This window comes from Methylobacterium sp. NFXW15 (genome assembly GCF_049887755.1).
Lineage (GTDB): Bacteria > Pseudomonadota > Alphaproteobacteria > Rhizobiales > Beijerinckiaceae > Methylobacterium.
In genome coordinates this window covers 259,845-285,781 of sequence record NZ_JAGEKG010000001.1, presented here as the reverse complement: position 1 = coordinate 285,781, position 25,937 = coordinate 259,845, and the positions used below count along the sequence as shown (strand labels likewise).

General features: G+C 66.7%; 18 protein-coding genes and 3 riboswitches. Of the genes, 14 read left to right on the top strand and 4 right to left on the bottom strand.

The window, feature by feature from the left end; genetic code table 11:
- Positions 1–154 precede the first annotated feature (154 nt).
- Positions 155–351, top strand: a riboswitch (cobalamin riboswitch).
- A 181-nt stretch (positions 352–532) separates the two neighbouring features.
- The 11 genes from J4O73_RS01325 (at position 533) to J4O73_RS01275 (ending at position 21,774) form a co-directional block, all read left to right on the top strand.
- Positions 533–2,590 (top strand): TonB-dependent siderophore receptor, encoded by a 2,058-nt coding sequence (locus J4O73_RS01325; protein ID WP_426214116.1) that lies wholly within the window; start codon positions 533–535, stop codon positions 2,588–2,590.
- On the top strand, positions 2,590–3,771 hold the full coding sequence (locus tag J4O73_RS01320; protein ID WP_426214115.1) for a DUF1624 domain-containing protein: 1,182 nt from the start codon (positions 2,590–2,592) through the stop codon (positions 3,769–3,771). The genes J4O73_RS01325 and J4O73_RS01320 overlap by 1 nt, the downstream gene beginning before the upstream one ends.
- Positions 3,772–4,372: 601 nt before the next feature.
- Positions 4,373–4,568, top strand: a riboswitch (cobalamin riboswitch).
- A gap of 108 nt (positions 4,569–4,676) precedes the next feature.
- Positions 4,677–6,830, top strand: coding sequence for a TonB-dependent receptor (locus J4O73_RS01315; RefSeq protein WP_426214114.1), 2,154 nt, complete (start codon positions 4,677–4,679; stop codon positions 6,828–6,830).
- Positions 6,831–7,245: 415 nt separating this feature from the next.
- A complete protein-coding gene (locus J4O73_RS01310; protein ID WP_426214113.1) occupies positions 7,246–8,280 on the top strand; it encodes a HoxN/HupN/NixA family nickel/cobalt transporter in 1,035 nt (344 codons plus the stop codon).
- Between the two features lie 87 nt (positions 8,281–8,367).
- Positions 8,368–8,576: riboswitch (cobalamin riboswitch) on the top strand.
- A gap of 119 nt (positions 8,577–8,695) precedes the next feature.
- A complete protein-coding gene (locus J4O73_RS01305; RefSeq protein ID WP_426214112.1) occupies positions 8,696–10,696 on the top strand; it encodes a TonB-dependent receptor plug domain-containing protein in 2,001 nt (666 codons plus the stop codon).
- 7 nt (positions 10,697–10,703) lie between these two features.
- Entirely contained in the window at positions 10,704–11,576 is an 873-nt protein-coding gene (locus J4O73_RS01300) for an ABC transporter substrate-binding protein (protein ID WP_426214111.1), read from the top strand.
- Positions 11,573–12,613, top strand: a complete 1,041-nt coding sequence (locus J4O73_RS01295) for a FecCD family ABC transporter permease (RefSeq protein WP_426214110.1) — start codon at positions 11,573–11,575, stop codon at positions 12,611–12,613. The genes J4O73_RS01300 and J4O73_RS01295 overlap by 4 nt, the downstream gene beginning before the upstream one ends.
- Entirely contained in the window at positions 12,613–13,416 is an 804-nt protein-coding gene (locus tag J4O73_RS01290) for an ABC transporter ATP-binding protein (RefSeq protein ID WP_426214109.1), read from the top strand. The genes J4O73_RS01295 and J4O73_RS01290 overlap by 1 nt, the downstream gene beginning before the upstream one ends.
- Positions 13,416–14,384 (top strand): DUF6925 family protein, encoded by a 969-nt coding sequence (locus tag J4O73_RS01285; protein ID WP_426214108.1) that lies wholly within the window; start codon positions 13,416–13,418, stop codon positions 14,382–14,384. Before J4O73_RS01290 ends, J4O73_RS01285 begins: the two co-directional genes overlap by 1 nt.
- A 462-nt stretch (positions 14,385–14,846) precedes the next feature.
- The gene (locus J4O73_RS01280) at positions 14,847–20,798 is read left to right on the top strand and encodes a DUF3320 domain-containing protein (protein ID WP_426214107.1); all 5,952 of its coding nucleotides are present in this window, start codon (positions 14,847–14,849) and stop codon (positions 20,796–20,798) included.
- A 7-nt stretch (positions 20,799–20,805) separates the two neighbouring features.
- Complete coding sequence (locus J4O73_RS01275; protein ID WP_426214106.1) at positions 20,806–21,774, top strand: hypothetical protein; 969 nt, start codon at positions 20,806–20,808, stop codon at positions 21,772–21,774.
- Positions 21,775–22,006: 232 nt separating this feature from the next.
- Here the strand turns inward: J4O73_RS01275 and J4O73_RS01270 are convergent, their stop codons facing one another.
- The 3 genes from J4O73_RS01270 to J4O73_RS01260 form a co-directional block, all read right to left on the bottom strand.
- On the bottom strand, positions 22,007–22,261 hold the full coding sequence (locus tag J4O73_RS01270; protein ID WP_426214105.1) for a hypothetical protein: 255 nt from the start codon (positions 22,259–22,261) through the stop codon (positions 22,007–22,009).
- 65 nt (positions 22,262–22,326) lie between these two features.
- Positions 22,327–22,545, bottom strand: coding sequence for a hypothetical protein (locus tag J4O73_RS01265; protein ID WP_426214104.1), 219 nt, complete (start codon positions 22,543–22,545; stop codon positions 22,327–22,329).
- 124 nt (positions 22,546–22,669) lie between these two features.
- Positions 22,670–22,957 (bottom strand): hypothetical protein, encoded by a 288-nt coding sequence (locus J4O73_RS01260; protein ID WP_426214103.1) that lies wholly within the window; start codon positions 22,955–22,957, stop codon positions 22,670–22,672.
- A gap of 156 nt (positions 22,958–23,113) precedes the next feature.
- Here J4O73_RS01260 and J4O73_RS01255 point away from each other — a divergent pair, with 156 nt between their 5' ends.
- The 3 genes from J4O73_RS01255 (at position 23,114) to J4O73_RS01245 (ending at position 24,675) form a co-directional block, all read left to right on the top strand.
- Complete coding sequence (locus J4O73_RS01255; RefSeq protein ID WP_426214102.1) at positions 23,114–23,362, top strand: hypothetical protein; 249 nt, start codon at positions 23,114–23,116, stop codon at positions 23,360–23,362.
- A 78-nt stretch (positions 23,363–23,440) separates the two neighbouring features.
- Positions 23,441–24,184, top strand: a complete 744-nt coding sequence (locus J4O73_RS01250; protein WP_426214101.1) for a dienelactone hydrolase family protein — start codon at positions 23,441–23,443, stop codon at positions 24,182–24,184.
- A 68-nt stretch (positions 24,185–24,252) separates the two neighbouring features.
- Positions 24,253–24,675, top strand: a complete 423-nt coding sequence (locus J4O73_RS01245) for a hypothetical protein (RefSeq protein WP_426214100.1) — start codon at positions 24,253–24,255, stop codon at positions 24,673–24,675.
- Positions 24,676–24,757: 82 nt separating this feature from the next.
- On the opposite strand, the gene J4O73_RS01240 is transcribed toward J4O73_RS01245, so the two are convergent.
- Complete coding sequence (locus tag J4O73_RS01240; RefSeq protein WP_426214850.1) at positions 24,758–25,765, bottom strand: dienelactone hydrolase family protein; 1,008 nt, start codon at positions 25,763–25,765, stop codon at positions 24,758–24,760.
- Between the last annotated feature and the right edge of the window lie 172 nt (positions 25,766–25,937).

The following is a 25,937-nucleotide window of genomic DNA, read 5'->3' as shown; positions in this document are numbered from 1 at the left end:
ACGTCACTGTCTTGGCGATCGGCGCGGGCACGTTCCAAGCTGCGATTGGATGATCGTGGTCACATCCTAGAACGAGGATGGAGGCCAGCGCAGGCAGCGACTGCCTTGGATCTGTACCGATGATCCGCTCGCGTTGACTCACGGGTTCGTGAAGCGTTAGCTGGACCGTGACGGTTCCCCTCGGGGATCAAAAGGGAACGCGGTGGGGTGCAAACCTGAAGCCGCGGCTGCCCCCGCAACTGTAAGCGGCGAGCCCTTCACCACCACGTCACTGGATGAGCCTCATCCGGGAAGACGGTGCCAGGGCGACGACCCGTGAGCCAGGAGACCTGCCGTCAGCCGTGGTCACACGCGAAACACGTCGGGCGGGGTGTCCTGACGGGTGTCGAAGCGCCACCCGTGAGGTGGTCGCCCAGGCCTCGTTCGCGGTGACGTGCCACTGCCGTCCCGAGGTCTCAGGCCCGTGTTTCGTCCCACTCTGCCATGGCGACGCTGCGCATCCGTCGCGTCGCTCGCGTTCGCCATCCAAGAGATGACCCCCGCCATTGCTCAGATCTCGCCCAGCGAGGCCGGGGCGGCGTCGGTCGTTCTCGATCCGCTGTCAGTCGAAGGCAGCTTCACGGCCGCCCCTACCTACCAGGTCAAGGATCTCTACAGCGGCTCAAAGACGATCACGCCGCGGCTCTCGCTGCCCCAGCAGGTCGACGTCGTGCCCCAGGAGGTGCTGCGCGACACCGCCGCGACCCGCGTCGAGCGGGCGCTCGATTACGTGCCGGGCGTCAACAAGCAGAACGACTTCGGCGCGCAGAACTTGGCGCTCTACTCGGTGCGCGGCTTCGCCACCCAAGACATTTTCTTCAACGGCTTCAACATCGCCCGCGGCTACAACGGCTCGCCGGACACCCAGAATGTCCAATCGATCGAGGTGCTGAAAGGGCCGAGCGGGGCGCTGTACGGGCGTAGTGACCCGGGCGGCACTGTCAACATCCTGACCAAGCAGCCCGTGGCCTTGCCCTTCGTCGAGATGGGCACACTGTTCGGCAGCTTCGGCACGGCGCGCACCACGGTCGACGCCGGCGGACCACTGAACGAGGAGGGCACCGTCCTCTACCGGTTCAACGGTGCGCTCGCCCGGCAGGACAGCTTTCGTGATTTCGTCGACGGCGACCGCGTCCTGGCCGCGCCCGTGGTGAGCTGGTTGATCAGCCCGGACACCAAGCTCACCGTCGAGGCGCAGTACCTCCGCAACCGCCAGACATTCGACCGCGGGACGGTCGCGGTAAACAATCGCCTCGGTCTCGTCCCGCGCTCGCGCTTCTTCGGGGAGCCACGCGATAACTCCGTGTCGGAGGCCGGGATCGTGCAGATCCGCCTGGACCATGCCTTCAACGCAGACTGGCAGCTCCGCGTCGCCGGGCATTTCAACACCGGCAGCCTGACCGGCCTGCAGACCGGCGCGACCGGCCTCCTCGATGACGGTCGTACCCTCCTGCGCGAGTTCCGCCTCCACGACTTCACCTGGGGCGTGGCCATCGGGCAGGCCGAGCTCGTCGGGCACTTCGACACCGGGCCATTCGCCCACACCCTGCTGCTCGGCCTGGAGCACGAGCGCTACAACAGCACCGAGAACCTGCTGCGCTCGACGCCGCGGATCGATCCCTTCGCCATCGACCTGTTCAATCCGGTCTACGGCCAGCCCAAACCGCCCTTCACGCGGCGCTACAGCGCGAGTGAGAACGTCGGCAACACCGCCGTCTACGCCCAGGATCAGATCGCGCTGAGCCCCGAGTGGAAGCTCCTCCTCGGCAACCGGACCGACTTCTACAACCAGACTTTCCGCGACAAGGTCGGCAACGAGCGCACCGAGCAGGACCGGACCGGCTTCTCGCCCCGCGCGGGCCTCGTCTACCAGCCGCTCTCGTTCCTCTCGTTCTACGGCAACGTGGCGGCCTCGTTCCGCCCCAACACCGGCTTCGACATCGCGACCCGACCCTTCGCCCCCGAGACCGGCTTCGGCTACGAGGCAGGCGTCAAGCTCGACCTCTTCACCGGGCTGAGCGTGACCGGCGCGGCCTTCCACATCGAGAAGGAGAACGTCCTCACCACCGACCCGCGCGACTTCTTCTTCCAGATCGCCGCCGGGGCTGTCCGCAGCCAGGGCTTCGACGTGAGCCTCGTCGGACAGGTAACGCCCGAATTCCGGGTGATCGGCGGCTACGCCTTTATCGACGCCGCCGTGACCCGCGACGAGGTCTTGCGGGTCGGCTCGCCGCTCCTCAACATCCCGCGCCACTCGGGCAGCCTTCTCGGCGTCTACGAGATCCAGGCCGGCGACTGGAAGGGCTTCGGCTTCGGCGGCGGCGTCCGGGCTGTCGGCTCGCGTCTCGGGGACAGCGGCAACGAGCGATTTCGGCTCCCCGGCTACGTGCTGACCGACGCCCTGGCCTACTATCGCTACGAAAACCTGCGCTTCGGGCTGAACGTCGATAACATCTTCGACGAGACCTACTACGAGCGCTCCTACAACGCCTTCTGGGTCGGCGTCGGTGAGCCCCGTCGGGTGACCGTCAGCATGACGGCACGCTTCTGATGGGCGTGCATCCGGGGACGGTCAGGGCATCGACAGGTGCGTCGGTCACGACCGGACGCATCGCCTCCATCGATGCCCTGCGCGGGCTGGTGATGGTGCTGATGCTCCTCGACCACCTGCGCGAAACGTGGTTCCTGCACGTGCCGGTCGCCGACCCGATCGATGCCAGGACGGCGCTACCGGCTCTGTATTTCGCCCGCCTCGCGGTCAGCCTGTGCGCGCCCATCTTCATCGTGTTGACGGGGGTGGCCGCGTACCTGTTCGGCACCCGGCACACCCTGGCGGAGACGCGCACCTACCTCGTCAAACGGGGTCTCGTCCTGATGGCGCTGGAGGTCTTCTACCTCTCGGAGCTGTACTGGGGCGTCGCCAGCCCGACGCTGTGGCTTCAGGTGATCTGGTGCATCGGCGTGTGCATGATCGTCCTGGCCGCGCTGATCGGCCTGCCGCGGTCGCTTCTCCTCGCCATCGGGATGCTGCTCGTTTGCGGGCACAACCTCCTCGACCCGATCCACCTCCGGCCCGATGATCCCTTCTTCGCTATCTGGGCCATGCTGCACCAGCGCGACGTCATCGCGCTCCCATTCGGTCTGGTGGCCAAGACGACCTACCCGGTGCTTCCCTGGATCGGGGTCATCGCGCTCGGCTACGCCATCGGTCCATGGTTCCTGCCCGGCGTCGCCACAGGTACGCGCGAGCGCCGTTTTTTTGCCATCGGCGGGGCGATGCTGGTCGCCTTCGCGGTGCTGCGTCTGGCAAACGGCTATGGGGACAAGCCCTGGTTCGTCGTCGACGAGAGTGGTTTGCGGACCGCGATGAGCTTTTTCGCGCTGACGAAATATCCGCCCTCGCTGCTGTTCCTGCTCCTGACGCTCGGAATCGGAGCGCTGTTGCTCGTCGCGCTGGAGTGGATGGGCGACTGCCTGATCGTTGCATTGCTGGCGGTCTTCGGCGGCGCGCCGCTCTTCTTCTACGTGTTTCACCTGACGGTTCTGCGGCTGCTCTACCACGGCGCGTTCGCGCTCTGGGGCCCGACGCAGGGCACCGTGTTCGGCGTCGATAACTACGTGTGGGTCGTGGTCTGGTACGCGGCGCTGATCCCGCCCCTCTACGCCCCGACGGCCTGGTTCTCGCGCCTCAAGGCGTCGCGACGCGACATCGCTTGGCTCAAGTACCTTTAGGGTCAGACCCATCAGCTCGGCTGCGCGACGGTCTGCTTGCGACCCTATTGGGATGCTCGACCATTATGTTTCAGCCTCGGTGTCGGATACGGAGGCCGGAGAGCACCGCAGAGCAGGGCGGACTAGCTGGAGATTGGGTTCCGCTCGCGAAGCGCAAGCTCTTGACGCAACTGTTCCTTGACTGCGTCGCGTACCGCCGGGCTTTGGAGCTTCCGCAGGAGGCTTTCCTTGGTGTGACCTTCAAACGGCCGCTGACCCTGCCAACGCCGCCGTGTCATCCCGATAATGGACTCCGTCAGCATCCCGCCCTCCCTGGCAGGTGCTGCTAATGCAACAGCGGGCGACAGACCAGAACCAATGAACCACGCAAAGCGAGGACGCGGATCGCGACATCCTCCAGCATGTCGGTCCTGGCAGCCTTTGCGCATCTCCGCCGGAAACCGAGCAGGCGAGAAACCATCCATCTACGACGATCAGGCAAGCGCTCGTTGTTGGCCGCGAAGGGACGGGTCGCAGTCGCCGCTGGGACACACCCGTGGGATGAAGACCCGTGGTCAAACGTAAATCTGACTTCGCGCCTTGACGGTCTGCGGAGCCGGGATGCTAGGCTCTGCTTGACGGTTCCCCTCGGGGATCAAAAGGGAACGCGGTGAGGGGCAACCCGAAGCCGCGGCTGCCCCCGCAACTGTAAGCGGCGAGCCCAGCACCACCGCGTCACTGGATGATCCTCATCCGGGAAGACGGTGCAAGGGCGGCGACCCGCGAGCCAGGAGACCTGCCGTCAGTCGTGGTCACACGCGAAACGCGTCGGGCGGGGTGTCCTGACGGGTGTCGAAGCGCTGGGCTCATGCCCAACGAAGCGACGTCATTCGCGGTGACGTGCCACTGTCGCCCTCGAGGCCCATGTGTCCCGTCGTTCCCTTCGCGCCCTGCTGGCGCTGTCGAGTTGTAGCCTCGCTCTGACGAGCGTCGCCCATGCCCAAGATAGAGCCGCCGGGGCTGCGGCCACCTCCGAGACGACGCTGGAGGAGATCTCCGTCACCACTGATGCTGCGGTCATCAAGACGCAGGCCGGTCCTTCGGCCAGCGCCGGCTACGTCGGCGGCGTCACCGGGATCGGCGGCTCCCTGCTCACGGTCGATTCCGCCAGCGCCGGGATCCTGACGGGAGCTCAGGTCAACAACCGGCCGGTGACCCGCCCCGGCGAGGTGCTGGAAGCCGTGCCGGGCCTGATCGTCACTCAGCATTCCGGCGAGGGCAAAGCCAATCAGTTCTTCCTGCGTGGCTTCAACCTCGACCACGGCACCGACATCGCCCTCTTCCTCGACGGCATGCCGCTCAACATGCGCACCCACGCCCACGGGCAGGGCTACGCCGACATCAACTTCCTGATCCCCGAACTCGTCGGCGCTGTGGAATTCCACAAAGGGCCGTACTTCGTCCGGGACGGCGACTTCGCCTCCGCCGGCTCGGTGCGGATCGATTACCTCGACAGCACTCCGAAGAACCTCGCGCTCACCTCCATCGGCTCGTTCGGCTATAAGCGCGCCCTCAACATCGTCTCGGCCCCGCTCGCCGAGGGCAACCTGCTCCTGGCGGCGGATGCACAGCTCTACGACGGGCCTTGGGTTGTCCCGGACGCACTTCGCAAGATCAGCACGGTCGCCCGCTATAGCCAAGGCACGGCGCTCGACGGGTTCTCCGTCACCGGCATGGCCTATGCCGCCCGCTGGACCGCCACCAACCAAGTCCCAGAACGCGCGATCGTCTCCGGGCTGATCAGTCGCTTCGGTACGATCAATCCGACCGATGGAGGCGACACGTCACGCTTCTCCCTGTCGGGACGATTCAGCGCGACGGACGACACTGGCGTGACACGGGCCTCGGCCTACGTGATCCGCTCGCAGCTCAACCTGTTCAACGACTTCACCTATTTCCTGAACGACCCGGTAAACGGCGACCAGTTCCACCAGCTCGACCAGCGCATCATCGGCGGCGGCGAGGCCCTGCACATCTTCCAGGGCGACCTGTTCGGCCTGCCGATGGAGAACGAGATCGGCGTCCAGACCCGCACAGATTCGATCCGCGTTGGTCTGTTCAATACGACCAACCGGCAATACCGCTCCGGTATCCTCGATGACCGGGTGCTGGAGACGAGCGGGGCGTTCTACTTCGACAACCGGGTGCGTTGGACCGACTGGCTGCGCACCAGCCTCGGCTTCCGGGCCGATGGTTACTACGCCAGCGTCGTCTCGGACACACCGGCCAACTCCGGCAAGGCGCGGGACGCCATCGTCAACCCGAAGCTCGGCCTCGTGCTCGGACCCTGGTTCGACACCGAGCTTTACGTGAACTACGGCGGCGGCTTCCACTCGAACGACGTGCGCGGCGTGACCGCCACCGTCGATCCCACAAGCTCCCTGTTCAACACCACCCGCTCACCGTTCCTCGTGCCCTCGACGGGCTACGAGATCGGCATCCGTAATCGGTCCATCGCCGGGCTGGAGACGAGCCTCGCCCTGTTCCGGCTCGATTTTGCCTCCGAGAACCTGTTTCAGGGCGATACCGGGACCACCGAGCCGAGCCGTCCGACCCGCCGGTTCGGCGTGGAATGGACCAACCGCTACGCGGTGACGCCGTGGCTGTCCCTCGAGGGCGACCTGACGATCACCAATGCGCGGTTCTCGGATTACGACCCCGTTGGCAACCGGGTGCCGGAGGCTCCCACCACCATCGCTTCGGCGGGCGTGACCTTCGGCGAGCCGCTCGGCTGGTTCGGTAGCTTGCGCTTCCGCTATTTCGGCCCGCGTCCCCTGATTGAAGACAACTCGATCCGTTCGCGCCCGACAGCGCTCTTCAACGGCCGGGTGGGCTACAACTTCGAGAACGGGGTCAGCGTGTCGCTCGACGTGCTGAACCTGACGAACAGCAAGTCGGATCAGATCACCTACGCCTACGTCTCGCGTCTACCGGGCGAGCCGGCCGAGGGGCTGATCGACCGCGTTCTCCATCCCGTCGAACCCACGGCCGTCCGTCTGACCATTGCCGGGCGGTTCTGATGCGCCCCCGTCGCTCGTTCACCGTTGTACCCAGGACGACACGGGGTCAGGGGGGCGTTGCAGCCATCGATGACGTCCCCCGTGCCCGATGCGGCGAGGCCGGGCGTCGCGCCGGCTCGGCCCGCGCGCAGGGCTACATCACCGCCATCACACCGGTGTTGGAAGCGATCATGCGCGAGCGGGGTCGCACCGCACGGGCGATTGCGATCGAGCTCACGTGCCGCGCCGTCCGAAAGCCCCGGGGCGGGGTGATCTGGACATCGGCGGACGCGCAGAGGCTTCTGCGGCGCTTGAGCAGCGCTCCCACGACCAATTGACCGGATGGGCAAGCCGTCGGTGATAGGACGCCCCCACGGCGCACAGCGGCCGGCAGATCGGGATAGGTATGGCTGAGAACGCTACCTCGGATCGCACGATGCCCCACGGACTTCGGCAGCGTGTGGGCTTGCTCTACGTCGTGTTGATCACGGCCAATGTCGCCGCGTGGCTGTGGGCCTACAGCCTCTTCGCAGGACAGCCAGCCCTACTCTCGACCGCGCTGCTGGCCTACGTCTTCGGTCTGCGCCACGCGGTCGACCCAGATCACATCGCTGCCATCGACAACGTCACCCGCAAGCTCATGCAGGCCGGGCAGCGGCCGGTCTCCGTCGGCTTCTGGTTCGCGCTCGGTCACTCCACGATCATCGTCATCGCTGCCACCGCGGTGGCGTTCGCAGCTCAGAGCCTGCTGACGGCATCGGAGGGCTATCGAGAGCTCGGAAGCCTCATCAGCACGAGCGTCTCGGCCGCGTTCCTCATCCTCATCGGCTTGGTCAATCTCGTCGTTCTTGCCGGCGTCTGGCGCACATTTCGGCAGGTGCGTCGGACGGGCCGCTACGTCGAGGAAGACCTCGACATTCTGCTCGCCAATCAGGGCTTTCTCGCGCGACTGCTCCGTCCGCTGTTTCGCCTCGTGACCCGCTCCTGGCACATGTACCCACTGGGTTTCCTGTTCGCGCTTGGCTTCGACACGGCGACCGAGGTGAGTCTGTTCGGCCTCTCGGCGGCAGAGGCCAGCCGGGGGACCGGTATCGGGACGATCCTCGTCTTCCCGGCTCTGTTCACCGCCGGCATGGCGCTGGTGGACGCGACCGACGGCGTGCTGATGCTCGGTGCCTATAGCTGGGCCTACGTGCAACCGATGCGAAAGCTGTTCTACAATCTGACGATCACCCTGGTGTCAGTCGCGGTCGCTCTGGTGATCGGCACGTTGGAAGCTCTGAACCTCATCGGTGACAAGCTCGGCCTCCAGGGCAGGTTTTGGACCTGTATCGGTGCGATCAACGACAATTTCGGCGTTCTCGGCTTCGCCATCGTCGGCCTGTTCGCGGCGGCATGGCTCCTGTCCTATCTGGTCTACCGCCTCGGTGGCTTCGATAAGATGGTGGCCGCACCGGCCGACGCCGGCTGAGTTCTGACAGTGAGATCGGTCATGCTGTCGCGAAAGGCACAGCCCACACGAACCTGTCAGCGACTGTTGACGCGTCGTTTCACTATCGCCTAGCCTGAGGGTGACGGTTCCCCTCGGGGATCAAAAGGGAACGCGGTGAGGCCATGCCCGTGAGGGTTCGGTCGATGCCGCGGCTGCCCCCGCAACTGTAAGCGGTGAGCCCTTCATCACCACGTCACTGGGCGGCCTCGCCCGGGAAGACGATGAGAGGGCGGCGACCCGCGAGCCAGGAGACCTGCCGTCAGCCGTGGTCACACGCGGAGCTTGCCGGGCGGGGTGTCCTGGGAGGTGTCGCGGCGTCGTGGTTCCCTGGAGGACGCGACCGCCGAGGCCTCGTTCGCGGTGACGTGCCACAGCCGTCCCCCGAGGCCGTCCCGTGTCCCGTTTTCTCTCCCCCACGCTCCGGCGTGCGCTCCATTCGTCCTGCCTCGGCAGCGCTATCCTGTCCGTATCTCCTGCCCTGGCCCAACAGGTGGCCGCACCGTTCGCCGATGCGCCTACCCAAGCGGCAGCGGCCGAAACCGCGGTCAGCCTCGCCGAGATCTCGGTCTCGGCCACCGGGCTGCCGACGCCCATCGCCGCCACGGGATCGAGCGTCACGGTCCTGACCGACAGGGTGCTGGAGGAGCAGCAGCGCCGCACCGTGCCGGACGCCCTGCAACAGGTGCCCGGCCTCAACGTGGTGCAGACCGGCGGGCCCGGTGGTCAGACCTCGGTGTTCATCCGTGGCGCAAACTCGAACCAGACCAAGGTCCTGATCGACGGCATCGACGCGACCGACCCGTCTAACGCGAACGGCTCGTTCGACTTCGGCCAGTTGCTGACCGACGACCTCTCGCGCATCGAGGTCCTGCGCGGGCCGCAGAGCGGCCTGTACGGCAGCGACGCCATCGGCGGAGTGATCTCCTTCACGACCAAGCGGGGCGAAGGACCGACGCGGGTCACCCTGCGCACCGAAGGCGGCTCGTTTGGCACCTTCAACCAATTCGGGCGCATCAGCGGGGCGCAGGACGGCTTCGACTACTCTGTGTCGATCCAGCACTTCCGTGCGGCGGCGACGCCGGTGACGCCGCGCGACCTCGTGCCCTTCGGCCGCCCGATCCACCCGAACTACTACGACAACGAGACGGTCTCGGCGAAGCTCGGATACCAGTTCACCGACACGTTCCGGGTCAACTCGACCACGCGGTTCATCAACTCGCGTCTGCTGTTCACCGGCACGGACTTCAGCACCTTCCCGGCTTTTCCGGCGGCGGTCCGGAGCGCGGCTGACGTGCAGCAGCTCTACACCCGCAACGAGGCCGAATGGACGCCCATCGTCGGCTTTCACAACATCTTCGCGATCAACTACTCGAACCTGTTCAACCGGCAGCAGCAGAACGAGTACGACCCGTTCGCCATCCAGCCGACGACCGGCCTCGGCGAGCGCCTGCGCTACGAGTATCGTGGCGATTACCTGCTCTCGCCCGGCAACCTCGTCCTGTTTGGGGCGCAGCGCGACGAGGAGAGCCTGCTGACGACGGATCCGAACGCGTTCGGTGCCGGCACCCTTAAAGCGCGCAACGGCAACACGGCGGGCTACGGGGAGGTGCAGCTGACGCCGTTCGATCGCGCCGCCCTGGTCGCCAACATCCGGCACGATGAGAACGATCAGTTCGGGCCCGCCACCACGTTCCGTGTCGCGCCAAGCTACATCCTGCCAGGCACTGAAACGCGCCTGAAGGGCAGCGTCGGCACCGGCTTCAAGGCACCGACCTTGAGCCAGCTCTACCAGAACTTCCCTGCGTCCAACTTCTTCGGCAACCCGAACCTCAAGCCGGAAGAGAGTTTTGGGTTCGACGGTGGCCTCGAACAGCCGCTCGGCGAGCGCGTCCTCGTCGGCGCAACCTACTACCAGAACGACTTCAGGAACCTGATCAACACCAACGCGACCTTCACGTCGAACGTCAACGTCGGGCGGGCGACGACCTACGGAGCGGAGGCCTTCGTCTCGGTCCGGTTCACCGACACGCTGTCCGGCCGGATCGACTATACGAACACGGTGTCGAAGGATGAGATCGCCAACCAAGAGCTGTTGCGCCGGCCCCGGCATAAGGGCAGCGCGAACGTCTTCTGGAGCCCGCTGCCGGGTCTGACCTTCACCGGGACCCTGATCGTGCTCGGGCCGTTCGTCGACGGCAACCGGGATTTCTCCGTGCCCCGGCTGAAGAACCCCGGCTTCACGATCGTGAACCTGTCGGCCAACTACGACATCAACGAGAATGTCGGCCTGTTCGTCCGGGTCGATAACCTGTTCGACCGCCGGTACGAGAACCCGACCGGCTATCTCGGCCCAGGCCTCGCCGCCTACGGCGGCGTGCGGCTGACGGCGTTCTGAGGGCGCTATGCCGAGCCGCATCCGCGCCGTTGTCACCGTGCTGGCTTCGCTCCTCTCCGCAGCCCCTGCTGCGGCGGAGAGGCTGTCGTGGCCCGCACGCGATCCACCGGCCCATCCGCAGCGCGTCGTCTCGTTGAACCTCTGCGCGGACGAACTGGTGCTGCGGCTGGCCGACCGCGATCAAATCGCGGCGGTCACCTATCTCGCGCGAGATCCCCGCGGCTCGACGGTCGCCGCGGAGGCGAGTTCGATCCCGTGGACGCGCGGACTGTCCGAGGAGATCGTCGCCCTGAAGCCCGACCTCGTGATCGCCGGGGCGTTCACGACCCGCACGACGGTCGGGATGCTGCGACGCGTCGGCTTTCCGGTCCTCGAACTCGGCGTACCGACCGACTTCGACGGCGTCCGCGCGCAGATCCGTACGGTCGCGAGCGCGCTGGGGCAACCTGACCGAGGCGACGCGATGGTCGCCGATTTCGATGCTCGCTTATCCGCGGCGATGCCGTCGAGCCCGACGCATCTCAGGACACTCGTCATGCGCCCTAACGCCTTTACGGTCGCGCCCGGCAGCCTGGGAAACGCGATCCTGCAGGCGGCCGGTCTCGTGAACGTCGCCGCCGAGATCGGCCAAGACCGTCTGGGGCAGGTGCCGCTTGAAGCCGCGGCGCTCGCGGATGCCGACCTGATCGTCCTCGATGCCGCCCAACCCGGATCGCCCTCGCTCGCCGATGCCCTCCTGCGCCACCCTGTCCTCGCCGCTCTCGCGCGACAGGGCCGCACGGTCTCGATCCCGAACCGGCTTTGGACGTGCCCGGGGCCGCAGATCGCCGACGTCGTCGCCCGTCTAAGCCAGGCCGCTCGCGTGAGGGTCGCGCGATGAACGCGCCTCTCATCCGATACAGCGCCGGATCCTACGAAGGCCGGCGTAACCTGCGCCGCGGCGGGATCATCGCCGCGCTCGCCTTGACCGTCGTCGCGCTGCTCGCCGCCTCGATCACCATTGGGTACGCCGCGTTCGACGTGATGGCGGCCGCCCGTGATCTGGTGGCAGGTCGCACCACGCTGCCCGCCCTCGTTCTCTGGGAGTTGCGAGTTCCCCGGGCGCTCCTCGGCGCGCTCGTCGGCACGAGCCTGGGCCTGACGGGGGCTGTGCTGCAGGGCTATCTGCGCAATCCGCTCGCCGATCCCGGCGTGCTCGGCATCTCGTCCGCAGCGGCCCTCGGCGCGGTTCTCACCTTCTATAGCGGCCTCGGCGGCATGCTCAGCCTCGCGCTCCCCCTCGGCGGCATCGCCGGAGCCGCCGTCGCCGCGCTGCTTCTGCTGCTCCTCGCGGCCGGCGGGCGCGGCTCCCTCGGGCTGATCCTCGCCGGCGTCGGCCTCTCAAGCCTCGCCGGGGCGCTGACCGCGCTCGCGCTCAACCTGTCACCGAATCCGTACGCGGCCCTGGAGATCGTGTTCTGGCTGATGGGCTCCCTTGCCGACCGCGGCATGGACCACGTCTATCTATGCCTGCCGCTGATGGCGGTGGGTTGGGCGCTGATGCTGTCCTCCGCCCGTGCCCTCGACGCTCTGACGCTCGGCGAGGAAACCGCCGCCAGTCTCGGCTTCAATCTCGCCTCCGTGCGGCTGCGGATCGTCGCCGGGGCCGCGCTGGCCGTTGGAAGCGGGGTCGCCGTGAGCGGCGCGATCGGGTTCGTCGGTCTCGTCGTACCCCATCTCGTTCGACCACTCATCGGATCTCGACCCGGGGCGATCCTGCTGCCCAGCGCGCTGGCTGGCGCTGCCCTTATCCTGGCGGCCGACATCGCGGTGCGCCTGCTGCCGACGCGCCCCGAACTGAAGCTCGGCGTGCTCACCGCGTTGATCGGTGCGCCCTTCCTGGTCGCGATCCTGTGGCGCAACCGGAGCGTCGTCTGATGCGGATCGTCGTAGAAGAGGTCACCATTCGGTTCGGGCGACGGACGGTCCTCGACCGGGTGTCCATCGCCGTGACGTCGGGCGAGATGGTCGGCTTGGTCGGGCCGAACGGTGCCGGCAAGACGACCCTGCTGCGAACGCTCGCCGGTCTGATAGACTGTGACGCCGGTCAGGTGCTTTGCGACGCGCGAGACATCTCGGCGATCCCGGCCGAGACGCGGGCGCGGCGGATCGCCTGCCTCTTCCAGGCTGCGGCCGCGGGCTGGCCTATGCCGGCCGAGGAGATCGTGGCACTCGGCCGCCTGCCACATCGGTTGCCCTTCGGCGGGTTGCGGGCGGCCGATCATCAAGCCATCGATCGGGCGATGCAGGCCACGGACACGCTGCATCTACGCGGTCGACCGGATAGCGTGCTCTCCTCCGGCGAGCGGATGCGCGTCCTGCTCGCACGAGCGCTCGCCGTCGAGGCCGAGTTTCTGCTCGCCGACGAGCCCGTCACTGCGCTCGACCCCGGCCATAGCCTCGACACCATGGCGCTGCTGCGAAGGCTGGCCCGAGCAGGCACGGGCGTCGTCGCCGTGCTTCACGACCTGACGCTGGCGGCGCGCTACTGCGACCGTGTGGTGATGCTCGACGAGGGCCGCATCATCGCGGACGGCCCCCCCGCCACAGCGCTGACGGACGGCGTGCTGAGGGACGCCTTTGGCATTGAGGCCGTCCGCGGCACCGCCGCTGGCGAAGCCTATCTCATCCCCTGGCAGCGGACCACAATGGCCGCGTCACTCCACGAGGACCGCAAGTAATGATGCCACAGCCTGACGCCGTCGCAGCGCTGCTGCGCACCGCCCTCGAGGATCCTGAGACAGCCTGGAGCATGGGCAGCTTCGGCGCGATCGCCGAGTTCATGCGCGATCCGGACGAGGGCTTCGCCGATATCACCGATGGGCGGCTCGGCCTCGTCACGCGTCGCGGCGGTCTCGCCCTCAAGCCGATCCCAGGTCTACGCCCCATCGCCTATGAGACCGCGGTCAGTTCAGGCTGGAACCACGCCGTCGCCTTGTGCCTTCCCGAAGACGCCTGCGCCATGTCCGGCCGGACCGTCATCACCGAACTCGGACAGGATGACGAGGCTCTGCGCGCCGAGGACCGGGCGGGGATCCTGTTCGATCTCGGCTTGGGCCTGCTCGCGGTCGATGCCTGTGTGCGCACGTCCGACCCCGACACGATCGCCTGCCTCAGAAGTGGCCTCGGACGCCCGCTGTTCGAACTAGGCAATCCGGTCGGACCTCGTCTGGTGACCTTAAGTCCGCACCGCGTGTTCCTCACGCGTATCGGCCGTGTCGAGGTGTTCTCGGCGATCCCAGGCCCCTCCGAGACGAGCCCCGAAGGCCCGCACACCCACGTGCTGCCAAAGCTCCTGCGTGCCAGTCGAACCCACGCGGCAACGACGCCCATTCCCGACGGCTTCGTGCCCTGTGGCGCTCTGCATCCGGCCCACCCATACAAGGACGCACTCGGGCAGCGCATCCCCTTCGTCCGGGAGCGTCACGACGCCTTCCAGCGCCTTCTCGAGATCTGGGGAGATCCAGAACTCCTTGGCATCAAGCGCGCCACAGACGATGCGCGGGAGCACGCCGACATTCGGACGGCGCGACCACGCTTCGTTCAAGCCGCTCGTCGCATCGCTGAAGTGCAGGCGTCGCATCTTCGCGGCGATGTCGTCGATATCCCTATGACTGACACCGATGACGAAGAGCGCGGTCACACGTGATCGCGTGAGCGCGCCAGCTCCACATCGCAGATTCCGACAAAGGAGTGGAGGTACGACGCACGACGGTCTTCTGTCGCTATTGACCCTATTGTCGGACGCTCCCAGGTTGCACGCAACCAGATCAGAAGCTCACCACGATCAACCCCTTCGCGTTGGTCGAGCCCTGGTCCGACAAACCCGACAATTCTGACGATAGGTCTGTGAGCCGCAAACCTTGGTCAGAGGCGCACTCGGCAACTTGCTCGACCGCGTTGCGATCGCGGTCGACAAACACTTCTTGAAAAGAGCCTCGCTTTGACTGGGACGCCGAGCGACGAAGCCCGCGAGCAGACCGAGTCACCGCAACATTCGCCTCGGCGGAAAACCAAGGTACTTGATTTATGTTAGGTCGCCCGCGGGCCGCCGACCTTGCGCTACTTGAGGCTGTCCTCATACAGTCCAGCTAAGGACAAGGGGGAAGCCGTGCAGGACGGTATCCAAATCACGTGCTCGGTCACGGAGCACGTCAGTCTCGCCTACCACGAGAATGCGGTTCCGGTGATCCGCGAGGTGGTGGTCGAGAACACCTCCGAGCAGGAGTTGTCCGAGGTCCGCGTGCGGATCGAGAGCCGACCCGCTGTCGTCCAGCCGCTCACGCTGCGCATCGACCGCATCCCAGCGGGATCGAACCACCACATTGAATTGCCCGACGCGCGGCTCGATGCGGCCCTGCTCGCCGGCTTCACCGAGGCGAGCCGTCTCGAACTGTCGGTCATCGTCGAAGATGCCGCCGGCGAGAGAGCCCGCCATCTCGAGGAGCTTCGGGTCCTGCCGCCCTCACACTGGGGCGGCGGCCGAAGCGCGCCCGAACTCCTCGCGGCCTTCGTCCGCCCCAACGACCCCGCCGTCGACGTCGTCCTGCGCGATGCCGCGACCAAGCTCGGCGAGGCTGGGCGTGAGACGGGTCTCAACGGCTATACGACCGCCAAGAAGTCCCGCGCCTGGGAGTTGGCAGAGGCGATCTGGGCGGCGATCGCGGACCGGCGGATCGCCTATGTCCTGCCACCCGCGAGCTTCGAGCGGGCCGGCCAGAAGGTGCGTGGGCCGAGCGACGTGCTGGAGCGCAAGGTCGGCACCTGCCTCGATCTCTCGCTGCTCTACGCCGCCTGCCTCGAGCAGGCCGGGCTGAACCCTGTGCTCGTCCTCACCGTGGGACACGCCTTCGTCGGCGTCTGGCTGCAGGACGACGACTTCGCCAGCGCGACCGTCGACGACATGCAGTTGCTCCGCAAGCGGCGCGACCTCCAGGATCTCGTCTTCGTCGAGACGACCTTGCTCACGCCGGATCCGCCGGCGACGTTCAAGGTCGCTACCACTCAGGGCAGCGTTCAAGTCGAGGACGAGGCCCCCGCGACGCTGGAAATCGCCATCGATGTCCGGCGCTGCCGTCGGCGGGGCATCCGTCCGATGGATCTCGGCGACGGAAAGCCGACCGGCATCGCGCCTGCGCCGACCCAGCCGATCAATCAGACGATCGGCGCGCCGCCGCCCTTCGACGAGGAGACACAAGCACCGGTCGACGAGGCCCCCGAGACGCCGGTCGGTCGCGTGGAACGCTGGAAGCGCAAGCTTCTCGACCTGACGCTCCGGAACAAGCTGCTGAACTTCAAGCCGGGCAAGGGGTCCGTCAGCCTCGAATGCGCCTCGCCTGGCGCGCTGGAAGACGGCCTCGCGGCGGGCACCGAGTATCGCCTGAAGCCGCTCTCGGACGTGCTGACCGGATCCGACGAGCGCAGCGCGGACCTCTACGCCCGCCGCCACCACGACGATGGCCGCCGCAGCTATCTGGAGGCCGCACTCGCCCGGAAGGAGATCTACACGACCTCGACCGAGAGCGATCTCGATCGTCGCCTGCTCGATCTCTACCGGCTCGCCCGCAACGGCTTCGAGGAGGGCGGGGCCAACATCCTGTTTCTCGCCGTGGGCTTTCTGTCATGGACGAAGAAGGAGGGTGAGGCCGCCTATCGGGCCCCGCTTCTGCTCGTCCCCGTCACCCTGAAGCGGTCGAGCGTGCGCGCCGGCTTCAAGCTCGCCCTCCACGACGACGAGGTGCGGATCAATCCGACCCTGCTCGAGATGCTGCGCGAGGACTTCAAGCTCCGAATGCCGGAGTTGGAGGGGGACCTGCCGCGGGATGGGTCCGGGTACGACGTCGACGGCATCTTCCGGATCGTGCGTCAGCACGTGAAGGAATTGCGCGGTTGGGAAGTCGTGCCCGACGTCGTGCTCTCGGCCTTCTCCTTCACGAAGTATCTGATGTGGAAGGACTTGGTCGACCGGGCGGAGGTGCTGAAGCGCAACCCCGTCGTTCGCCATCTCATCGACACGCCGAAGCACTCCTACGGTGACGGCACGCCGTTTCCCGAGCCGACCCGCCTCGACCGGGAGCATCCTCCCGAGACCGTGTTCGCGCCGCTGTCGGCAGACTCCTCGCAGCTCTCGGCGGTACTCGCAGCCGCCGGCGGCAAGGATTTCGTGCTGTTCGGGCCGCCCGGGACCGGCAAGAGCCAGACGATCGGCAACATGATCGCCCAGTGCCTCGCACAGGGGCGCACCGTGCTGTTCGTCTCGCAGAAGACCGCCGCCCTGGAGGTCGTGCAGCGCCGCCTGCAGGAGATCGGCCTCGGCGACTACTGCCTTGAGGTCCATTCGACGAAGGCGCAGAAGTCGGCCGTCCTCGGCCAACTGCGCCGGGCCTGGCACGAGCGCTCGACGCCGTCGCAGGGCACCTGGGACGCAGCCACAAGCGAACTCGCGAGCCTGCGCGAGGAACTGAACGGCCTCGTCAACGCCCTGCACCGGCGACGCGAGAACGGGCTCTCCGCCTATGAGGCCTTCGGGCGTGTCATCGCGGCCGGGGGTGGCGAGCCTCCGCTGGTCCTGACCTGGCCGGATCACCTCGCTCACAACGAGACGACGCTCGCCAACCTGCGGGCGGCCTGCCGCGGGCTTCGCCCCGTGCTGGCCTCGGTCGGTTCGCTGGTGGATCACCCGCTTCAGGGCGTCGAGGCCACCCAGTGGTCTCCGGTCTGGCGCGACGACATGGGAGCCGCGATCCGGGCAGTCGAGCAGACGCTCAACGCACTCCGGGTCAGCGGACAGGCATTCGCCGAAGCGATCGGCCTGCCGTCCCTGCTCGCGACCTATGCCGGCACGCGCGGGCTGGTGGTGCTCGGCAACTACCTCGTGCGCTCGGAGGCGCGCTGCGGAGCCGCCTTCCTCGCAGACGGGGCCGGGGATCTGCGACGGGCCGTCGCCGCGCGCGAGCGCTTCCAGACGACGAAGGCCCAGCTGCTGGGCCGGCTCACCGGCCGGTACGGTCCGGGCATCCTCGATCAGAATCTGAGCGCGCTGTTGGCCGAGTGGGTCGCCGCGCAGGGGTCGAACTTCCTGGTGAAGGGCGGCAAACTCAGACGCGTGGCGACGCAAGTCCAGCCCTACGCCGAGGGACCGCTGCCCCCCGATCTCGGGCCGGATCTCACAGGGCTGATCGAGGTTGCCAAGCACGTCAAAGCCGGCTGCCTGGAAGAGTTGATCCTCGCCCGGCTCGGGTTGCCGTGGAGCAATCCGGATTGCCCGGCCTCCGAGTTCGCCTCGGCGATCACCTGGGCGGAGAAAGTCGAGCAACTGCTCGACATCCTGGGGCCGCTGTCCCTCGGGATCGACGGATTGCGCGATCACCTCGTGAACCTCGTCGAGCGCCAGGGCCGTGCGCTGGCCGACGGCGGGCGCATCGCGCAGAGCTACGCCACCTTCGCGCAGGACCGGGCCCGGGCAAACGAAGCGATGAAGGCGCTCGGCGTCCTGGCCGGCCGCCCCGATCCGGAAGAGCCGCTCGCCGCCGAGGCCGATTGGATCGAGCGAAGCTGCACGATCGCGCGACGCTTGAGTTCGGGTCTGAGCCGCGCCCAGGGGTGGTGTGCGTGGCAAGCGGCTGCGCAGAGCGCTCTCAAGACCGGCCTCGCACCGCTGATCGACGCCCTGGAAGACGGCCGCGTCGCCTCAGACCGCGCGGAGATCGCCTTCGAGACCGCCTATGCGCGCTGGTGGATCGACCGCGTCGTCAGCGATGACCCGGTGCTCAGGCGCTTCCTGCCCGCGCGCCACGAGGACGCCATCCAGCGCTTCCGCGCCGCCGATGCCCGCGTCACCGAACTCTCGAAGCAGGTAGTCCGCTCGCGCCTCGGCGGCGGCATCCCGGGGGCGACCGCCTTCGGGGCCGACCCGGAATGGGGCACGCTCTCGCACGAACTGACGAAGAAGACGGCGCACATGCCGTTGCGGAAGCTGTTCGGCAAAATGCCGACGGCGCTGACCAAGCTCACCCCCTGTGTGATGATGAGCCCGCTCTCGATCGCGCAGTACCTGCCGCCCGACAAGGAACCGTTCGACGTCGTTATCTTCGACGAGGCCTCCCAGATCTCCCCGTGGGACGCCATTGGCGCGCTGGCCCGCGCGAAGCAGGTCGTCATCGTGGGCGATCCTGAGCAGTTGCCGCCGACCAACGTCGGCGACCGTGGCGTCGACGACATCGAGGACGGCAGCGACGTCACCGACCAGGAGTCCATTCTCGACGAGTGCCTCGCCGCCAACATCCCCCGGCGAAACCTCGACTGGCATTACCGCAGCCGCCACGAGAGCCTGATCGCGTTCTCGAACAGCCGGTACTACGGCGGCCGGCTCGTCACCTTCCCGTCGCCGGTCACCGACGATCGGGCTGTCCGGCTCACTCTCGTGCCGGATGGTGTCTACGAGCGTGGGTCGGGCCGCGTGAACCGGCCTGAGGCCCGCGCTGTCGTCGCCGACATCGTGCGTCGCCTGCGCGACCCGAGCTTTGCAGAAGAGCGACGCTCGCTCGGCGTCGTCACCTTCAACGGCGAGCAGCAGCGCCTCATCGAGAACCTGCTCGACGAGCAGCGGCGGTCCCATCCCGAACTGGAGCCGTTCTTCGACAGAGACCGCTGGCACGAGCCCGTGTTCGTGAAGAACCTCGAGAACGTCCAGGGCGACGAGCGCGACGCCATCATCTTCTCGGTCGCGGTCGGGCCGGATCAGACCGGGCGTCCGGTCAGCACGGTGTCGTCGCTCAACAAGGATGGCGGCCACCGCCGTCTGAACGTCGCGATCACCCGCGCCCGCCGCGAGCTCGTCGTGTTCGCCTCGATGAGGCCGGAGCAGATCGATCTCGGCCGCACGCGGGCGCGGGGCGTCCGCGACTTCAAGCACTTCCTCGAATTCGCCGAACGCGGCGCGCGGGCGCTGGCCGAGGCCTTTGCTCCGACCGGGGGCGATGTCGAATCTCCCTTTGAGGCCGCTGTGATGGCGGGCCTCGAAGCGAGGGGCTGGACCGTCCACACGCAGATCGGCGTGTCCGGCTTCCGGATCGATCTCGGCATCGTCCACCCCGACGCCCCCGGGCGCTACCTCGCCGGCGTCGAGTGCGATGGCGCGACCTACCACAGCTCAGCCACGGCCCGGGACCGCGATCGCCTGCGCGAGCACGTACTGACCGACCTGGGCTGGCGCATCCGCCGCGTGTGGAGCACCGAGTGGTGGATGGACGCCGAGGGCGCGCTCGCCAAGCTCGATCAGCGCCTGAACGAAGACCTCGAAGCCGATCGCGCCAAGGCCGCCGCCGCCGCAGCAGAAGCGCCTTGCGACGTAGCTGTCGAACCCGAGGCGGTCGAGCAGGAGCATGACGAGCCGACGGTGGAGCCCGAAATCACCCCACCCGTCGACACGGTGCCGAACGAGCCGGCAAACGACCCGGAGCCCGTCACCGACGCCATTACGCAGCGTCTCTACGCCGATCAGGTCGTGCCGGTGCTGCCGCGAGATCCGAGGCCGGCCATCGAAGGCGGCGCGCGGGACTACAAGATCGCGGATCTGAACGATCTCGGCCGCTCGGTCGAACCCGGTCGCTTCTACGATGCCTCCTACCGGCAGGCGCTCAGCGCCATGATCGACCACGTCCTCGCCGTGGAAGGGCCGATCTACGAGGAGTTGCTCATCAAGCGCATCGCTCGGGCGCACGACATCCAGCGGGTCGGACCACTCGTCCGGGAGGCGATCGCCGACCGGATCGATGCCTCGGTCGCCCGAACCGAGGATGATGGACGGCTTGTCCTCTGGCCCCGTGGCGAAGAGCCCCGCGAGAGCTATCCTCACCGGCCAGCCAGCGCAGCCATCCGCAATCACACCGACACGCCGATGCCGGAACTCGTCGGCATTGCGATGACCCTGCCGTCCAACGCCTCAGAAGCCGAGCGCGCCAGGATGATCGGCCAGCGTCTCGGGCTGTCACGCATCGAAGCCTCCGCGCGGGCTCGGTTCGAGCGGGCGAGCGAACTCGCCCGCCAGGCCGCGGTGGCGTGAGGCGAGAATGCGCGTCGCGATCGTCACGGCTCTGGTTCTGCTAAGCAGCTTCGAGGCAGCGATCGCACAAGGTGTTCAGGACGATCCGCGGCGCAGGCGGTTTGTCTTGCCTTCGGTCAGGGAGGCGACCGACTGCATCGCACGTGAGACTTTAAACGAGCCCGGGATCGAGGGCGCGACGAGACCCGGCCAGTTCCGGGCCGCTCTCGCTCAGCCCATGCGCCGATGCGCCGACGAAGTCGACGCGATGATCGCGGCGTACGATCAGGTCTACTATCCCGGATACGGCGAGGCCTTCTTCCAAGGGCCCTACCTCCAGGACCTCGTGCGGGCCATCCAAAAGCGGATCGGTCCCGAACTCGCGCGACGCGCCTCGGAAGCCGCCGAACGCGCTGCGGCCGCACAACAACCGAACCCCGGCTTACAGGTCGCCCAGCCGGCTCAGAAGCCGTTCGATCTGACCGCCGAGCAGGCTAAGCGCGAAGCTGAAGAGCGCGAGAAACGCGAAGTCGACGCGATGTGGCAGCGGACCCGCCAGGCGAACGCTGCGCCCGCACCAGCACCCACGACTGCGCCGGCGATGAGTACGCCGGCGGCACACTCGGAGCCGCAACCGACTTCGACGGATCCATCACGCGGCGGAGGATCTGCCCTCGGCGGGTTCGTTGCGCTGGTGATCGGTGTCTTCGTCTTGCGCGAGGCGGCCAAGCGCCGAGCCAGGAAGCGCCGCTACGACCGCTTGATGGCGAAGTACGGCGACGCCTCGATCGTCGACCGGATCATGGCCGCTGAGATGTGGCAGGGCATGACCGCAGAGATGCTGACCGACTCGTGGGGAAGACCGGTCGATCGTGATCGTGAGGTCTACAAGACCCGGACGACCGAGACCTGGAAGTACAATCAGACCGGAAAAAACCGTTTCAAGAACCGCGTGGTCGTCGAAAACGACGTGGTCGTCGGGTTCAGGCGGAAATAGCCCGCTGTTGAAATGAAGCGAGCGAGGCGCAACAACCCGGCTTTTGTCCCTATCGGACCTATTGTCAGACGCCACTGTCCAGCGAAGCTCGCTGGCCCGGTCGTCGTACCCACTCTGCGGAGTGGTGGGACACAACCGACAATTCTGACGATAGGTCGGTGAGATCGCCCAAACGAAAAGGCCCCGGCGATAAGCCGAGGCCCCTTCCAGTCCGCGAGCCGTCTGATCGCAATCAGTACGAGCGCGAGGTCGTCGTGGTCGTGGTGGCCGAACCCGTCGAGGTCGGCACCGCGTTGGTGGTTGTGTCGCGGTTGGCGCGATGATGGCCGATGGCACAGCCGGCGGCCGCACCGGCAACACCGTGGCCAACCATATGACCGGCCAGACCGCCGACCACGGCACCCTTGATGCAGCCTTTGGCTTCCGCCTGGCCGAGGCCGGCGACCGCGGTAAGGGCAAGAACAGAAGCGATCGTCAGAGCACGCATGATGTCTCTCCGAGATGAGATTTCGGCACCCAACGTGCTGCTACGATCGTCCGTTCGCTCACGCTTTAGCGAGCCGTCGCTTCGACGAGGCGGCGCGGAGCCTCAGGAGCGGCGCGCACGAGGCTGGGCGTCGTCGTGATTTCGGACGCTGCTCGGACGGAGGCAGTCGGACGTGCCTGCTCGCGGTAGAGCGGCGGCGTGAAATCGATCCGGTCGCCGGCTGAGGCCGAACTGACGGCGGACACGACGGCGAGAGCGGCGAAGGTGAAAGCGCGAATGGTCATGGTGATCGTCCCTTGTCTGCCGGGGTACGCCCCGGTTTGTGAAGGGAAGATGCGCCGCACCGCACCATCATTCAAACAGATCTGATCGATAATCGATATCGATAAATCGATCTTGTGCGAGATCTCAGCCCTTGCCGAGCCGCCGATGGTTGGCCTGCACTTTCCTCCGGTAGCTGCGCACGACCTTGCGCGGCGTCCCGCCCATGGCGATCGTCAGCGCAGCCTCGCCGGCGGCCTTGACCTTCTCGGTCACCATCAGCTGCGCTTCTTTGCGCGCCTTGGGTCCGCCGAGCATGAACATCGCCATCCGCTGGCCGATGACCATCTGCGCCTCGACGCCGAGCATGGCCAGTTCGGTGCCCATCGTCAGCAACGATGCGGTCTTCTTCGATGATCGACGGCGGGATCGCATCGCGCTTCTCCGGTCTTCGGTATTACGCATAAACGCGCGTCAGACCGCTTCCTTCCGCCTTTCGGCGTTAGCAACCAACAGCCCAGGCTTTTAGCTTAGCCCGACTAGCCTTTGATGAAAGATTGCAGACGCTACACGTTCCGACCGTGGTGCATCATGGTGGTCGACCAATTGATGATCCTGCTGGTCGCAGCCATCAAAGTTGCCGGCATCACCTTCACGGCCGACTGGCTGGCAGGTCATGCGCGACGCGATGGCAAACTAGCGGAAGTCCTACCGGGCTGGGGCGGCCGGGAGGACAGCGGCATTTGTGTAATCATACCGTCGGGGCGGCTCGTACCCACCGAGATACGCCTGTTCGTCGACGAGGTCGCGGAAGAGATCAAGACGGGGTGGGGACGATAGGAGGCGTCCGGCCCTAGATACGCAGGGCGATCGGCATTGCGGGTTAGACCGCATGAGCGCTTGGTCGAGGAGCATACGATGGCCGTCGAGAACGTCGCGATCCAAACCGGGGATGGAGTGTGCAGAACGCGCGTCGCTACGCCGGACGGCGAAGGGTCGTGGCCGGCTGTGATCCTGTACATGGATGCTGGCGGTATCCGGCCCGCACTCGTCGACATGGCCGAGCGGCTCACCAAGGGCGGCTATGTCGTCCTCTTGCCGGATCTCTTCTATCGCTACGGCCCCTACGAACCCTTCGTTCCTGCAGAGGTGTTCAAGGGCGACTTCCGCGCGATCCTCGGTCCGCTGATGGCGACGACCGACAATGTGAAGGCGGCAAGGGATACCGAAGCGCTGCTCGCCTATCTCGAGACACGTCACGATGTGGCCGGCTCTTCGGTCGGGGCGGTCGGCTTCTGCATGGGCGGAGGTATGGCCCTCACGGCAGCTGGCACCTACCCGGATCGGTTCGCAGCCGTCGCCAGCTTTCACGGAGGCAATCTCGCGACGGACGAGCCCACGAGCCCCCACCGCCTCGCGCCGAAGCTGAAAGCAGAGATCTACATCGCGGCGGCTGAGAAAGATGGAAGCTACCCTCCTGAGATGGCCGAACGGCTGGAGGCGGCCCTGTCCGAGGCAAATGTGCGTTTCAAGGCGGAGACCTATCCCGCCGCGCACGGCTGGATGATGCCGGACTTCCCGGTCCACGATCACGACGAAGCCGAGCGAGGCTGGACAGCAATGCTCGCGTTGTTCGATGCCACCTTGCACCACGGTGCCTGAGCAGCGACGGTCGGAGATGACCGGCACACGGTGATTTTCGACCGTCCGCCCGACGACAAGGGGTCTCGATGAAATCGATCGCCGTCGCGTCCGTCGTGATGCTCGCATTGGCCGAACCCACGCACGCCGCTTCGTGTCAGGTGGCCGACATCCTGTTTGGCGACATCCAACTCGATATCCTGAAGAAGCCCGACTACGAGACGGCCATCGTCAGGTCGGCCACTTTCAAGGATCCGAAGAAGAACTACGATGCGCTTCTTGGTGAGATCACCGTCGACCGAGGGGGCTTCGCGATCCACGATCCCAATCAGGTGGTGGTCGGCGTGATCTCGCCCCAACTCGTCGTCGAAGGATGGGACGACGTGTGCGACAAACGCACCAAGGTCGTAATCAAACCGGTCCAGCCGGGCGTCTACATCATCCTCAGCGGCGGTAGTCCGGTAGGGACGATCAAAGGTCGTTTTCCGAAAAACAGCTTCGGGGTGAAGTGAACCCAGGCTGGGCTATGTCACTGTCGCGGCGTGCGCCCGTGGGGACCGACACTGCGACGGCGGGTCGATGCCCACAGGAGGCTCAGCGCTTCGCAAACGTCGCGTCGAGCGCCTCCGAAACGCTCTTCAGGGTTGCGACACGGGCGGCCTCGTCTGAACCAATATGTGGATCACGCTGCACGCACGGATCGGCATAGGTGAACGGCGTGTCCTTCGGCCCCTCGACGATCACGCCGTCCGCCGCCTCGTGGAGCGAACACGACCGCACCGTCTGCGCGCCCTTGGCGACCGTCGGCTGCGGCGGCCCGGCCGGATTGTCGAAGACGTGCTGCGCCCCGGGAAACACCGTGAGATCCACGTCTGCACCCGCCGCCTTTAGCCGCTCGGTGTAGGCCGCACAGCTCGCCGCCGGATTGTAGTCGTCGCCGCCGCCCCCGAACATCCGGATCGGGCTCGCGACGACAGCGGTGTCGTCCCGGAAGCGGATCGAACAGTCCGGATAGACCGGCAGGAAAATCGCCGGCGTAATCCCGGAGCGGTTCCAGGCCGCATCGAAGCGCTTAATGCTCGCGTACAGCGCCGCCTGCCCACCGCGCGAAAAGCCCATGACCGCGACGCGCGTCGGATCGACCCGGGGGTGCTTCGCGAGGACGCCGAGCGCCCGGTAGATGTCGAGGATCAGGTTCGTGCGACCCAACAGGCTCTGATCGGTGTTGACCGAGGTCAGGCCGCGACCGGTGAAGCCGTCGAGAGCGAACGTCGAAATCCCGCGCGCGCCGAGTGCCCGCTGCCAGAACTCGATGTTGCCGCTCAAGCCGCCCGAGCCATGCATCAGGATGACCGTCGGCAAGCGCTCCGTCCCCGCCTTGGCGATGCGCAGGACGCCGGTGACCGTCACGGGCTTCGCCCCTTCCGATGTGCCGGTGAGGAACTGCTTGTCGGTCAGCGTCAGGCTGTCAAACGGATGGATCTCGACGCGGGCTGCATAGCTGCCGAGGTCGGCGACGCCATCGCCTGCAGGCTCGGCGATAGCTTGGGTCAGATTACACGCCATGAGGCCAGCCGCGAGCAACAGGATCGATCGGCGCATCGCATGAACCTCCGCAAACCGCCGATCATAACGGCCGCCTACGAAGCCTGTCCGGCGAGCGATAACGAAGCTTGTGTCGCAAACGCCCCTATTGTCAGTCGGTGCGCCGTGGAGATCCGCTACGCCTCGAGGCTTGCGGGCTGCGCGCCGCAGCTGACGCAAACGACAATCC